The sequence below is a fragment of the Streptosporangium longisporum genome (assembly GCF_039534895.1).
Taxonomy (GTDB): Bacteria; Actinomycetota; Actinomycetes; order Streptosporangiales; family Streptosporangiaceae; genus Streptosporangium; species Streptosporangium longisporum.
Genome location: NZ_BAAAWD010000006.1, coordinates 1,818,661 through 1,832,026 on the forward strand (window position 1 = coordinate 1,818,661; position 13,366 = coordinate 1,832,026).

9 protein-coding genes are annotated in these 13,366 nt (G+C 70.5%); 6 read left to right on the forward strand and 3 right to left on the reverse strand.

What is annotated here, in order from left to right:
• The first annotated feature begins 319 nt into the window (after positions 1-319).
• The 5 genes from ABD832_RS12435 (at position 320) to ABD832_RS12455 (ending at position 8,618) form a co-directional block, all read left to right on the forward strand.
• Positions 320-982: an amino-acid N-acetyltransferase gene (locus ABD832_RS12435; protein WP_344892977.1), complete on the forward strand. Its 663-nt coding sequence runs from the start codon at positions 320-322 to the stop codon at positions 980-982.
• Between the two features lie 216 nt (positions 983-1,198).
• Entirely contained in the window at positions 1,199-2,347 is a 1,149-nt protein-coding gene (locus tag ABD832_RS12440) for an RDD family protein (RefSeq protein WP_344892979.1), read from the forward strand.
• Positions 2,348-4,180: 1,833 nt separating this feature from the next.
• The gene (locus tag ABD832_RS12445; RefSeq protein ID WP_344892982.1) at positions 4,181-4,513 is read left to right on the forward strand and encodes a histone-like nucleoid-structuring protein Lsr2; all 333 of its coding nucleotides are present in this window, start codon (positions 4,181-4,183) and stop codon (positions 4,511-4,513) included.
• 278 nt (positions 4,514-4,791) lie between these two features.
• On the forward strand, positions 4,792-7,299 hold the full coding sequence (locus tag ABD832_RS12450) for an ATP-dependent Clp protease ATP-binding subunit (protein WP_344892984.1): 2,508 nt from the start codon (positions 4,792-4,794) through the stop codon (positions 7,297-7,299).
• Between the two features lie 368 nt (positions 7,300-7,667).
• Entirely contained in the window at positions 7,668-8,618 is a 951-nt protein-coding gene (locus ABD832_RS12455; RefSeq protein ID WP_344892987.1) for a TIM barrel protein, read from the forward strand.
• Positions 8,619-8,787: 169 nt separating this feature from the next.
• Here ABD832_RS12455 and ABD832_RS12460 read toward each other — a convergent pair whose 3' ends face one another.
• On the reverse strand, positions 8,788-9,663 hold the full coding sequence (locus ABD832_RS12460; RefSeq protein ID WP_344892989.1) for an HhH-GPD family protein: 876 nt from the start codon (positions 9,661-9,663) through the stop codon (positions 8,788-8,790).
• A 154-nt stretch (positions 9,664-9,817) separates the two neighbouring features.
• On the opposite strand from ABD832_RS12460, the gene ABD832_RS12465 reads away from it, so the two are divergent.
• Positions 9,818-10,507: a hypothetical protein gene (locus ABD832_RS12465; RefSeq protein ID WP_344892992.1), complete on the forward strand. Its 690-nt coding sequence runs from the start codon at positions 9,818-9,820 to the stop codon at positions 10,505-10,507.
• A 153-nt stretch (positions 10,508-10,660) separates the two neighbouring features.
• Here ABD832_RS12465 and disA read toward each other — a convergent pair whose 3' ends face one another.
• Positions 10,661-11,746, reverse strand: coding sequence for a DNA integrity scanning diadenylate cyclase DisA (gene disA / locus ABD832_RS12470; RefSeq protein WP_344892995.1), 1,086 nt, complete (start codon positions 11,744-11,746; stop codon positions 10,661-10,663).
• A gap of 121 nt (positions 11,747-11,867) precedes the next feature.
• Positions 11,868-13,271, reverse strand: coding sequence for a DNA repair protein RadA (radA, locus tag ABD832_RS12475; RefSeq protein ID WP_344892998.1), 1,404 nt, complete (start codon positions 13,269-13,271; stop codon positions 11,868-11,870).
• Positions 13,272-13,366: the final 95 nt, after the last annotated feature.

Below are 13,366 nucleotides of genomic sequence, written 5' to 3' on the forward strand. Positions count from 1 at the left end.
GAGGACGGAGATTAGTCCACCCCTGGTTCCTGCTCAACCAGAACTTCGAATTCAGTAGAGGTTTCGCAACTGAAATGTCACGGACGGATCACATCTCAAAATGATCACTGAGGCCTTTACGGGGCCTTTGCCCAGGGGGTCGTCGGGCCCCGAGGGGGTCCTCCCAGCTCCGGGAGCGTACCGAAGATGAAATGCGCCACACTTCGGCGTCCGATGCCCAGCGTGGCAATGGGACTACCAAGGGTCACGAGAGGAGGGTGGTGCGCGAGTTAGGGGTGAGCCGTAATTGGGGGACGGCGAGGACGTACGCTGATCGGTCATGGAGCAGGTTGCGGAACAGTCTCCGGCGCCGGTGATGCGCGCCCCCGCCGAGGCCGGAAGCGGTGGTGAACCCCGTACCGGCACGGAGCGGGACGGACCGCCGGGGGCGGCCGGCGTCACCGTCCGGCGTGCCCGCACCCCGGACGTCCGCGCCATCCGGCGCCTGGTCGACACCTACGGCGGCGCGGGACCGCGCCTGCTGGAGAAGGCCACCGTCACCCTGTACGAGGACGTCCAGGAGTTCTGGGTCGCCACCGACGAGCACGGGGAGGTGGTCGGCTGCGGGGCGCTGCACGTCCTGTGGGAGGACCTGGCCGAGATCCGCACCGTCGCCGTCGACCCCGCCCGCCGGGGGGCGGGGATCGGCCACCGCATCGTCTCCGCGCTGCTGCGCACCGCCGTCGAGCTCGGCCTGCGCCGCGTCTTCTGCCTGACCTTCGAGGTGGACTTCTTCGCCCGGCACGGGTTCCGGGAGATCCAGGGCACCCCCGTCGCCCCGGAGGTGTACGCCGAGCTTCTGGCCTCCTACGACGAGGGCGTCGCGGAGTTCCTGGATCTGGAGCACGTCAAGCCCAACACCCTGGGCAATACGCGGATGCTGCTGCATCTGACACGTGAGCCCGACGTGAGTGACTTTAGAGCTGACACAACGGAAAGGTGACTGTTGTTGCCTATGTCGATACCTTGTGCTGCAGCAAGCATGTGAGTCTGACATCTGCCACATGCGCAGTCTAAGTGAGGTGACGCGGTGAGCACCGGACAGCCGCCGTATCCACAGGATGATCCCGACCGCGATCGCACACCGTCGGGGCAGCCGGAATACGGACAGCACAACGCGGGTCGAGCCGCTGGTGAACTCGACCCCGACATAACGGTCGTGGGATATCGGTCGGAGGCCTCACAGCCGAACACCGGTCCTGGACAGGCCCAGGGCTACGGCCAGCAGGGCTACGGGCAGCAGCCCGGTTACGGCCAGCAGGGCGCGACCGGCGGGTACGGCCAGCAGCAGGGTTACGGCCAGCAGGGGGCGACCGGCGGGTACGGCCAGCAGCCCGGCTACGGCCAGTCCTCCGCCGAGCAGCCGGGCTACGGCCAGCAGGGCGGCACGGGTGGCTACGGCCAGCCGGGTTACGGCCAGCAGGGTACGAGCGGTGGCTACGGGCAGCAGCCGGACTACGGCCAGCAGCCCGGCTACGGCCAGTCCTCCGCCGAGCAGCCGGGCTACGGCCAGCAGGGCGGCACGGGTGGCTACGGCCAGCCGGGGTACGGCCAGCAGGGCACGAGCGGTGGCTACGGGCAGCAGCCGGACTACGGCCAGCAGCCCGGCTACGGCCAGCAGGGCTACGGGCAGCAGCCGTCCCAGCCCGGGTACGGCCAGCAGCCCGACTACGGCCAGCAGCAGGGCTACGGCCAGCAGGGCGGGTACGGTCAGCAGCCGGACTACGGCCAGCAGGGCTACGGTCAACCGGCGTACGGCCAGCAGGGCTACGGACAGCCCTACGGCGGCGTCCCCGGCGCTCCGGCGCCGCTCGCCGAGTGGTGGCAGCGTCTGGTGGCACGGCTCATCGACGGGATCATCCTGGGGATCCCGACGTTCATCATCAGCGCCGTGCTGGCCGCCGTCATCATCACGTCCCCCAGCTTCGACAGCGCGACCGGGACCCTGGACGCGGGAGGCGGCGTCTTCCTCGCCACCCTGCTCACGTCCCTGCTCGCAGCGGCGTTGTACTTCGCCTACGAGTTCTTCATGACGACCAGGAGCGGGCAGACCGTCGGCAAGATGGTCATGGGCATCAAGATCGTGCCCGTGGGCAACGTCGTGCCGCCGGGCGGGCTCAGCAGCGCCGTCGCGCTCAAGCGTGCCGGCGTGTTCTTCGGTCCGCAGTTCCTGTCCTGGGTGCCGTTCCTGAACTGGATCGTGCGCATCTTCTCCCTCCTGAACGTCCTGTGGCTGCTCTGGGACCAGCCCCTGCACCAGGCTCTGCACGACAAGGTGGCCGACACGGTCGTCGTGAAGATCAAGTAGTTTCCCCGAAGAGACGGGACCGGCGGTTCGACCGCCGGTCCCGTTCTTCATGCGCGGGCCTTCGTACGCGTCCCGCGACACCACGGTCGCCGACGCGACGCGACGCGACACGATCCCGGCCCCGCGATCCCGGCCCCGCGATCCCTGACGCGAGGTCCCTGACGCGAGCCCCTCCCTGCCCGGCCCTCCGAGCCCGGCCTTCCCGGCCCGGCCCCCCGGAAGCGGCCCTTCGAGCCCGGCCTTCCCGGCCCGGCCCCCCGGAAGCGGCCCTTCGAGCCCGGCCCTCAAGGCGCGGGCCTCGGGACGCCGGCCGCGCACCGGCCCTCCCGGCCCGTCCTCGCCCCCGGCTCCCGCACACGCGCCTTTCGCGGCCCTCTCGCGCGTTACGGCGTCGCACGCCGCCTTCCGCACGCGCGGTGTCGTCCATGAGCCCTCGCACGACCCCGCACCCGGACCTTCTCCCGTCACGGGGGCCTTTCCGCGGGCCTTCTCGTCCCCACGGCGTCGTCCACGGACCCTGACGCGCGGCCTTCCAACCCCCGTCCTCACACGCGGGATTTCACGTACACGCCTTGACGTACTCGCCTTCACGGGCGCGGCTTGACGCGCTCGGCTTCATCCGGGCCGGAAAACGAGGATCCCGCGGAGCCGTAACGGCCGGGCGGACGGGACGCCGTGGCCGCGCGCCCCCATTTACTCCCGGGCGCGGGACGACTTATGACCGTCCCTTGGCCCGGTCCAGGAAAATAGTCGCCCTCGGTGCCACCGATGTCCTCGTACCGCTATGGCCCCTCAATGGCCGGATCGTCCGCCGTCGGGAGTTAGCCCACCACTCTCCGAATGGCCGCTTCCGCCCGCCCGGAGTGTCCCGCGCGGCGCTCACGGCTTTCTCCCGTTCGTCTTCACGGTGTGTTCGAGGCGACCGATGAAGACCTTCTTGGGGATCCGGATCGGGTGGGCACGGTCTTGCCGGGCTTGCGCGAGGGGGGCTCGCCTTTGGTGGTTATACGGTCTACGACTATGTGCCGCCCACCGAAGTGAGTCATACTCCAGGCAAGAAAGCACTGAAGATCCGTCTTGTTACAAGCGCTCGCGTCGCATCGGCTCCGGCCGGACCATGAGGCGGGAGGCTCTCCGCCCGGGTGTTCCACCGGCGGCGGGCATTCCCGTGATGAACCCGTCCGTTGCGGATCCCGGGATACCGGCGGGGCGCCGTTCCTGCCGGGATGCCTTCTGAGCAGGGGCTTCACCGCGGGGGAGGGGGTGGTGCACCGGCCGGAACGCCCGCGCGGCCGGGTATTCCGGAGACGACGATGATCACCTGATCTCCCCGGCTGTTTTTCTTGACGGCTTTACGGTCGCAACCGGTAAGGCGGCTGGAGAGAAGCATTAGGCTGGAGACCGACGGGCATGGCGCCCCTGAGACGCATGTCGCCGGTCGGTGGCGCTATGGTCATCCGTGAGCGGTTCCGGACCGATCGGGCACGCACCCGTGCCCCGGGGTCGCCGCCACTTTTCCCGGTCCAGAAAGCCCATCCACGGTGCGGAGCGAGGACGAATGTACGCAGTATTGTCCGCGTTGATACCCCCGGCGGTCGTCGGCGGGGCCTTCATCTTCGGAGTCGTCAAGTTGGTTCGGAGTGAAGCCGCCGGTCGGCGCCAGGCAAAACAGGCCGATCCGGCCGAGACGCAGAACAGCTGATCCACCACGGAGCCGCACCGGGAGCCCCGGTTCCCTGTGAGAATCGCCAGGCTTCTGGAATTGCCGCTCTTGGGTCGCGGGTATATGTTTGGCTTGCGAATGAAACAATACTCCGCGAAAGGATTGTGTAGATGGCCAAGCAGATCCAGGAGATTCTCATCGACGACCTCGATGGGGGTGAGGCCGACGAGACCGTCACCTTCGCGATTGACGGCACCAGCTATGAGATTGACCTGAGCGACGTTAACGCCAAGAAGCTCAGGGACTCCCTGTCTCCTTTCGTGCAGAGCGCCCGTCGTTCCGGCGCACTGCCGGCCCGCCGCCGCCGTGCGGGCGGGGCGCGGGCACTCACCCGCGAGAAGAGCGCCGACATCCGGGCGTGGGCGAAGGCCAACGGGAAGAACGTCAGCGAGCGCGGCCGTATCGCGTCCAAGATCGTCGAAGACTACGAGCGGGCTCACTAGACCGGCTCGGCCGGTCGAGTGAATCATGCGGTTATGGCGGTCACGGTGGGGTCCGGTGGCGGCCATGACCGCATGATGCGTTCGGGGAGCCGACAAACGTCGTTCGCTTGCGGCGTAGCGGGAACATCCCGCCCCCCGTAAGTAGTTGGATGAGGGTGAACGCCCTGCTCTCGGGGAACGTCTTCTGCATAGAGCGGTCGCCGGGTCGGGGCTACCATGCGGGATGACAGGGCCCGGATATCCCGGACCTGCCTGACCGCTCTGTGAGGAGCGACGAGATGTTCGAGAGGTTCACCGACCGCGCACGGCGGGTTGTCGTCCTGGCCCAAGAAGAGGCCCGGATGCTCAACCACAACTACATCGGTACGGAGCACATTCTTCTTGGCTTGATCCATGAAGGTGAAGGCGTTGCCGCCAAGGCTCTGGAGAGCCTCGGCATCAGTCTTGAAGGTGTGCGTCAGCAGGTCGAGGAGATCATCGGCCAGGGTCAGTCTGCGCCGTCGGGGCACATTCCGTTCACCCCGCGTGCCAAGAAGGTCCTTGAGCTGTCGCTCCGCGAGGCCCTGCAACTGGGACACAACTACATCGGCACCGAGCACATCCTGCTCGGCCTCATCCGTGAGGGCGAGGGCGTCGCCGCCCAGGTGCTGGTGAAGCTGGGTGCCGACCTCAACCGGGTCCGGCAGCAGGTCATCCAGCTGCTCCACGGCTACCAGGGCAAGGAGCCGGCCGCCGCGGGAGGCCCGACCGAGGCCGCCCCGTCGACCTCCCTCGTGCTGGACCAGTTCGGCCGTAACCTGACCCAGGCCGCCCGTGAGGGCAAGCTCGACCCGGTCATCGGCCGGGAGAAGGAGATCGAGCGGGTCATGCAGGTCCTGTCCCGCAGGACCAAGAACAACCCGGTCCTGGTGGGCGAGCCCGGCGTCGGCAAGACCGCCGTCGTCGAGGGCCTGTCCCAGAAGATCGTCAAGGGCGAGGTGCCCGAGACGCTCAAGGACAAGCAGCTCTACACGCTGGACCTGGGCGCCCTGGTGGCGGGTTCGCGTTACCGCGGTGACTTCGAGGAGCGCCTGAAGAAGGTCCTCAAGGAGATCCGCACCCGAGGCGACATCATCCTGTTCATCGACGAGCTGCACACGCTCGTCGGGGCGGGCGCCGCCGAGGGCGCGATCGACGCCGCCAGCATCCTGAAGCCGATGCTGGCCCGGGGTGAGCTGCAGACCATCGGGGCCACCACCCTCGACGAGTACCGCAAGCACCTGGAGAAGGACGCGGCGCTGGAGCGTCGTTTCCAGCCGATCCAGGTGGCCGAGCCCAGCCTCAGCCACACGATCGAGATCCTCAAGGGCCTGCGCGACCGTTACGAGGCCCACCACCGCGTCTCCATCACGGACGGCGCCCTGGTGGCCGCCGCGCAGCTGGCCGACCGCTACATCAGCGACCGGTTCCTGCCGGACAAGGCGATCGACCTCATCGACGAGGCCGGTTCGCGCATGCGCATCCGCCGCATGACCGCTCCGCCGGACCTGCGCGAGTACGACGAGAAGATCGCGGGCGTCCGGCGCGACAAGGAGTCCGCGATCGACGCGCAGGACTTCGAGAAGGCCGCGGCCCTGCGTGACCAGGAGAAGCAGCTCCAGCTCAAGCGCGAGCGCCGGGAGAAGGAGTGGAAGGCCGGCGACATGGACGTCGTGGCCGAGGTCACCGAGGAGCTCATCGCCGAGGTCCTCGCCACCGCCACCGGCATCCCGGTCTTCAAGCTCACCGAGGAGGAGTCCCAGCGGCTGCTCCGCATGGAGGACGAGCTGCACAAGCGGATCATCGGCCAGGACGACGCCATCAAGGGTCTGTCCCGCTCGATCCGCCGTACCCGCGCCGGCCTGAAGGACCCGCGCCGCCCGGGTGGTTCGTTCATCTTCGCCGGCCCGTCCGGTGTCGGTAAGACCGAGCTGTCCAAGGCGCTGGCCGAGTTCCTGTTCGGGGACGAGGACGCGCTGATCATGCTGGACATGTCGGAGTTCATGGAGAAGCACACCGTCTCCCGTCTGTTCGGCTCGCCTCCGGGCTATGTCGGATACGAGGAGGGCGGTCAGCTGACGGAGAAGGTGCGGCGCAAGCCGTTCTCGGTCGTCCTGTTCGACGAGATCGAGAAGGCCCACCCCGACATCTTCAACTCGCTGCTGCAGATCCTGGAGGACGGTCGCCTGACCGACGCCCAGGGCCGGGTGGTCGACTTCAAGAACACCGTCATCATCATGACCACGAACCTCGGCACCCGGGACATCTCCAAGGGCCAGGGGGTCGGCTTCGCCAAGAACAACGACGCCGAGTCCAACTATGACCGGATGAAGTCCAAGGTCCAGGAGGAGCTCAAGCAGCACTTCCGGCCCGAGTTCCTCAACCGTGTCGACGACATCGTGGTCTTCCACCAGCTGACTCCGAACGAGATCATCCACATCGTGGACCTGATGCTGGCCCAGGTGGGCCTGCGTCTGAAGGACCGCGACATGGGGATGGAGCTCACCCAGGAGGCCAAGCAGCTGCTGGCCGACCGTGGCTACGACCCGGTGATGGGCGCCCGCCCGCTCCGGCGCACGATCCAGCGCGAGCTGGAGGACACCCTGTCCGAGAAGATTCTGTACGGCGAGCTCCGTCCCGGCCAGATCGTGAAGATCGCGGTCGAGGGCGAGGGCGAGAACGCGAAGTTCACCTTCGTCGGTGAGAACGCGCCGGTCGACCGGGTCCCCGACTCGGCCGCCGCCATCGCGGAGCCCATCCAGAACTAGGACGCAAGGCCCTCCGGGGCCACCCGGCAGGCCCCGCCGTGAGGAGACTCACGGCGGGGCCTGTCTATTTGTTACCAAAGAGGGTGTCTACGCCACGACAGGTAGTACTACACTGTGTAGAGTGAGCTCGGCGGGGCCTCACCGCGCGATCCTCGAACCACATCGGCCACCGTGGATCGCCGACGATGTCAGCCTCGCGACGTAGCGACGTATCAACTCCGGGAATGACGCGGAGGTCGCTGCCCGCACGGGATGCTGCACGAGCCGGGCCGAGCTCCCGGCTGGAGAGAGCCTCCGGCTCGCGGCGCCGCGAACGGCCGGCGCGGGGCGATCGGGGACCCACGAGAAGTACGCCTGGGAGGCACCGCATGCGTTTACGGCACGAGGACGGGACGCTCGTTCACCTGGCCTACAACGCGGGCGTCCACCCCGCCGAGGACCTGGAGAACCTGATCGCCCACCTGACCAGGTACGCGGTGCCGGTGCGCAAGCGCCTGGGTGTGGAGCGCATGGGCGTCGGCCTCTGGCTCTCCCCGAGCGTCGCCGACCACCTCAGCGCCGACCGGATCGAGCTGGTGCGCCTGCGCCGCTCCCTGGAGGAGCGCGGCCTGGAGGTCGTCAGCCTCAACGGCACCGGCGGTAGGAACCAGGAGTCGCCCGGCCCCGACTGGGCCAAGCCCGAGCGTTACCGCTACACGATGGCGCTGGCCAGGATCCTGGCCTTCCTGCTCCCGGACGACGTCCGCTTCGGAAGCATCTCCACCATCCCGATCGGCTGGCGCCGGGACTGGCCCGCCGACCTGCACGCGATCGCCTCGCGCCGCCTGGAGCGGCTGGCCCGGGAGCTGCGCGGGCTCTACAGCGTCACCGGCAAGACGGTCAGGGTGGGCTTCGAGCCGTGGCCCGGCTGCGTGCTGGAGACCACCGAGCAGGCCCTGGACCGGGTCGGCGGCATCGACTCCGAGCACCTGGGCGTCTGCCTGGACGCCTGCCACCTGTCGGGAGGCGCCGAGGAGCCCGGAGCGGCCCTGCGCGGGCTGGCGGCGGCCGGGGCCCCGGTGGTCAAGCTCGGTCACGTGCACAACCACCTGACCGCCGCCTGCCAGGAGCTGCCCAGCACCCGCCCGATCCTGGAGGACACCCTCACCGCGATGCTCTCCGGCGCGGTGAACGGAACCGCGCACATCGAGGTGGAGGCCCACGACCCGGCCGTGCCGCTGCGGGCCCGGGGGCCCGGCGCGCTGGTCAACATGATCGCCGAGGAGCTCGACTGGGCCCGGAGCAACCTCACCGCCCTGGGCCTGCGCCTGGCCGCCTGAGGAACGGCCCCGGGAGCCTGTCCGGAGCCCTTCCGGAGCCTCTCAGGGGACGATCCGGGAGCGGCCCGGGAGCCCTCCGCGACCCCGGAGGGGGCTCGACGCGGCCGGGACCGGCCGGTTCGGCCGGGAGGCGGTCCCGGGGCCCGGACGGTCGTCTCGGCGGGCCGTCTCAGCCGGGCAGGCGGTAGGTGCCGTCGTCGAGCACCTCGGCCAGGCCGTCCGCGACCAGGCCGTCGAGGGCACGCTCGCGCTGCGGGACGTCCTGCCAGACGACGTCGAGGGCGTCCTTGGGGACGGCGCCGTGGGCCTGGCGCAGCACCGCCAGGAGACGGCCGCGGCACTGGCGGTCCGTGCCAGCGTACGTCTGGCCCCTGCGCGCGGGGCCGTCGTAGGCGGGCTTGCCCGCCAGCCGCCACGCGCACAGGTCGCTGATCGGGCAGTCGGCGCAGCGGGCCGCGCGGGCCGTGCAGACCAGGGCGCCCAGCTCCATCACGGCGACCGCCCAGACCGGGGCCCGGTCGGCGTCGGGGAGCAACGAGGCGGCGAGCCTGCGCTCGGCCGGTGTGGTGGCCTTCGGCGGGTACTCCTCGCCGCCGACGGCCCGCGCCAGGACCCGTCGCACGTTGGTGTCGAGGACCGGGTGCCGGCCCCGGAAGGCGAAGCTGGCGACCGCGGCGGCGGTGTACTCGCCGACGCCGGGAAGCGTCAGCAGGGTGTCGTGGTCGGAGGGGACCTCGCCGCCGTGCCGGTCGGTGATCGCGCGGGCGCACGCGTGCAGGTTCAGCGCCCGGCGCGGGTAACCGAGCCGGCCCCAGTGGCGTACGGCCTCACCGGGCGTCTCCCGGGCGAGGTCGGCCGGGGTGGGCCAGCGCTCCATCCACTCGGTCCACACCGGCAGCACCCGTACGACCGGGGTCTGCTGGAGCATGATCTCGCTGACCAGGATCGACCACGGTGAGGCGCCGGGCGTCCGCCAGGGAAGGTCGCGGGCGTTGCCGGCGTACCAGTCGAGGATGGGTTCGAGCAGGCGGTTCGACTCGGGCACCTTTCGACGATAGTGCCGCCTGCGGTGTCCCCGATCCGGCTCCTTCTCCTTCGTCCGCCTTTCACCCGCCCGACCGCGGCCGGAACGGCGCCGAAGCCCCGGGGAAGCGGCGGGTCGCCTCCTCGGGGCCGTGCGGGCCGACCATACTGTGAGCATGGACCCCGACACGTTCCGTGACGACCTCGGAGCCGATGTCTACTGGCGGCGCCGGATGACCGCGTTGATCGGCGTGCTCATGGTGGTCGCCGTGGTGGCGTGGGCGTGCTCGGCCACGGGAGGCCCGGACGACGTCCGCAAGCGCGGCGGGACCACCGCGCAGGAGACGCCGGACGCGGTGCCGGGTGTGCTGCCGCCCCCCGAGGTCACCCCCTCGGCGTCCTGGAGCCGCACACCGTCCCCGGGGACCTCCAGGGCGACCGGGGCGGCCGGGACGGCCGTCCGGCACAGGAGGCCGGGGCAGGTCTGCACCCCCCGGCAGCTCGTGCTGAGCATGGAGGGCCAGGGGACGGTCTACCCGGCGGGCATCCGGCCCCGGTTCATCCTGACGCTGGTCAACGTCGGCAAGGTCATGTGCACCGCCGAGGTGGGACCGCGCTCCCTGGAGGTCCGCATCACCTCCGGCCCAGACCGGGTGTGGTCGTCCTCCGACTGCATCAGCGGCGAGACCGACCACGTCGACCGGCTGGAACGCGGCGTTCCCTACGTGCGGGAGCTGGTGTGGGACCGCCGCCGCTCCGGGAACGACTGCGCCGCCGACCGGGTCGCGGCCCGCCCCGGCACCTACGTGGCCGTGGCCCACGCTCCCGGCCTGAGGAGCCGCAAGGCCGTCTTCCACCTGCGCTGACCCCGCGCCCGGCGCGGCCTTGTGCCGGCATGACCCCGAGCCAGACATGACCCTGCGCCCGGCATGACCTTGTGTCCGGCGTGACTCGGAGTGACCTCGTGCTCGACGTGACCCGCGTGCTCCCGCGCCCGGCGCGGCTCCGGCCGGGTGTCCTCAGACGTAGCGCTCCAGGATGGACGACTCGGCCAGCCGGGAGAGGCCCTCGCGGATGTGGCGGGCCCTGGCCTCGCCGACCCCGCCGACCTCCTGGAGCTCGCCGATGCTGGCGGCCAGCAGCTTCTGCAGGCTGGCGAACTGGTCGACGAGGCGGTCGACCACGGTGCTCGGCAGCCGGGGGACCTTGGCCAGCAGCCGGTACCCCCGGGGGCTCACCGGCTGCTCCAGCGCGTCGTTGCCCGAGTGGCCGAGGACCTGGGCGACGATCGAGAGGTCGAGCAGGTCGGTGGAGGAGAGCCGGTCGAGCTCCTGCAGCGCCTCGGCGAACTTGCGCGGCCTGCGCCCGGCCGCGGGCAGGTAGTCCCGGACGATGAGCTCGCGGTCGCTCTCCGTGCCGGCCACGAGCTCGTCCAGTTGCAGGGAGAGCAACCGGCCGTCGGTGCCGAGCTCGACCACGTAACCGGCGATCTCCTCGGAGATGCGCCGGACCATCTCCAGCCGCTGGGCGACCACCGCGATGTCACGTACCGTGACCAGGTCCTCGATCTCCAGCGCCGACAGCGTGCCGGAGACCTCGTCCAGGCGGAGCTTGTAGCGCTCCAGGGTGGCCAGGGCCTGGTTGGACTTGGACAGGATGACCGCCGACTCCTCCACCACGTAGCGGATGCCCTCCAGGTAGAGGGCGATGATCCGCATGGACTTGCTGAGGGAGATGACCGGCAGGGAGGTCTGCAGGGCCACCCGCTGGGCGGTGCGGTGCCGGGTCCCGGACTCGTCGGTGGGGATGGAGGGATCGGGCATCAGGTGCACGGCGGCGCGCACGATCCGCAGGTCACCGGAGTTGAGGACGATGGCGCCGTCCATCTTGGCCAGCTCGCGCAGTCGCGTCGCGGAGAACTCGACGTCCAGCTCGAACCCGCCGCTGCAGATCTCCTCGACCGTCCGGTCGTAGCCCAGGACGATCAGGCCGCCGGTGTGCCCGCGGAGAATGCGCTCCAGGCCGTCGCGTAGAGCGGTGCCCGGGGCGACCGCGGCCAGGATGCTCCTGCGGCGCTCGTCGAGCCCTTTGTAGGTTGCTGCCACCTGACCCCCGTGGTCTGCCTATACCACCCAGCTTACCGGCGAAGGCCCCGTAGGGGCCGGAATCGCCGGATGCCGGTGCACCGCAGGGCCTGCGGGCCGGTGGATCACGGGATGTGCGGGGTCAGGTGACGTGGGTGAGGGCGTCCCAGACGTTCTCCGCCTCGACGACGTCGAAGCCGGGGGCGAAGGCCGAGCCGCGCCCGGCCACCGGGACCAGCGAGTTGTCGCCGCCCCGCCGCTTGCCCCCCTCCAGGGAGCCCGAGGGGACCAGGGCTCGGGTGAAGCCCAGCCGCGCGGCCTCCGACAGGCGGCGCCGCACGTCGCGGACCGGGCGGAGCTCCCCGGCCAGGCCCACCTCGCCGAGCACCACCAGCCCCGAGGGCAGCGCCTTGTCACCGGCCGCGCTGGCCACCGCGAGCATCACCGACAGGTCGACCGCGGGGTCGCTGAGCTTGATCCCCCCGACGGTCGCGGTGAAGACGTCGCACCCGCCCAGCTTGGCGTTGAGCCGCCGCTCCAGCACGGCGAGCACCATCGTCACCCGGTAGGTGTCGAGCCCGGAGGAGGAGCGCCGGGGCTGCTGGGCCTCGGTCCTGGCGACCAGCGCCTGGACCTCGGCGGGCAGCGGCCGGGTGCCCTCCAGGGTGACGGTGACGCAGGTGCCGGGCACCGGGTCGGTGCGGTGCGAGACGAACAGGCCGCTGGCGTCGGCGATGCCCTCGATGCCGTTCTCGTGCAGATCGAAGCAGCCGACCTCGTCGACCGGGCCGTACCGGTTCTTGATCGCGCGGACCAGGCGGAGCCGGGAGTGCCGGTCGCCCTCGAAGTGGAGCACGACGTCGACGAGGTGCTCCAGGGTGCGGGGGCCGGCGATCGAGCCCTCCTTGGTGACGTGGCCGACCAGCACGGTGGACATGCCGCGCTCCTTGGCCAGCCGCACCAGGTTTCCCGCGACCTCCCTGACCTGGGTCACCCCGCCGGGCACGCCGGTCGTCATGACCGAGCCGATCGTCTGCACCGAGTCGACGATGAGCAGGTCGGGCTGGACCTTCTCGACGTGCGAGACCAGCGCGCTCAGGTCGGTCTCGGCCGCCAGGTAGAGGCGGTCCTGGATCGCGCCGATCCGGTCGGCCCTGATCCGCACCTGGGCGGCCGACTCCTCACCGGTGATGTAGAGGACGGTCTGCTGGCGGGCGATCTTGGCCGCCGCCTCCAGCAGCAGGGTGGACTTGCCGATGCCGGGCTCCCCGGCCAGCAGCACCACCGCCCCGGGGACCAGGCCGCCGCCCAGGACCCGGTCGAGCTCGGGCACACCGGTGGGACGCGCGTGCGCCACCTCGGCCTTGACCTGGCCGATCGGCACGGCAGGAGCCGACACCGCCCCGGCGGAGGCCACCCGCACGCCCGCGCGGGCCGTCTCCTCCTCGACCGTGCCCCAGGCCTGGCACTCGCCGCAGCGCCCCACCCATTTGGCCGCCTGCCACCCGCATTCGGCACAGCGGTAGCCGCCAGCCTTTTTCACCATGGCCGCACGTTACCCGTCCGCACCGACAACTTTCACCCGGCACGGCCGGGCCGTGCCGTGCCGGGGGAGAGCCGCCGCGCGCCGGGCCCGCAGGG

Coding starts and splice junctions, on each gene's coding strand:
- ABD832_RS12450 (WP_344892984.1), top strand. CDS start 4,792: ATGTTCGAGAGGTTCACCGACCGCGCACGGCGGGTTGTCGTCCTGGCC.
- ABD832_RS12465 (WP_344892992.1), top strand. CDS start 9,818: ATGGACCCCGACACGTTCCGTGACGACCTCGGAGCCGATGTCTACTGG.
- radA (WP_344892998.1), bottom strand. CDS start 13,271: ATGGTGAAAAAGGCTGGCGGCTACCGCTGTGCCGAATGCGGGTGGCAG.
- ABD832_RS12455 (WP_344892987.1), top strand. CDS start 7,668: ATGCGTTTACGGCACGAGGACGGGACGCTCGTTCACCTGGCCTACAAC.
- ABD832_RS12435 (WP_344892977.1), top strand. CDS start 320: ATGGAGCAGGTTGCGGAACAGTCTCCGGCGCCGGTGATGCGCGCCCCC.
- ABD832_RS12445 (WP_344892982.1), top strand. CDS start 4,181: ATGGCCAAGCAGATCCAGGAGATTCTCATCGACGACCTCGATGGGGGT.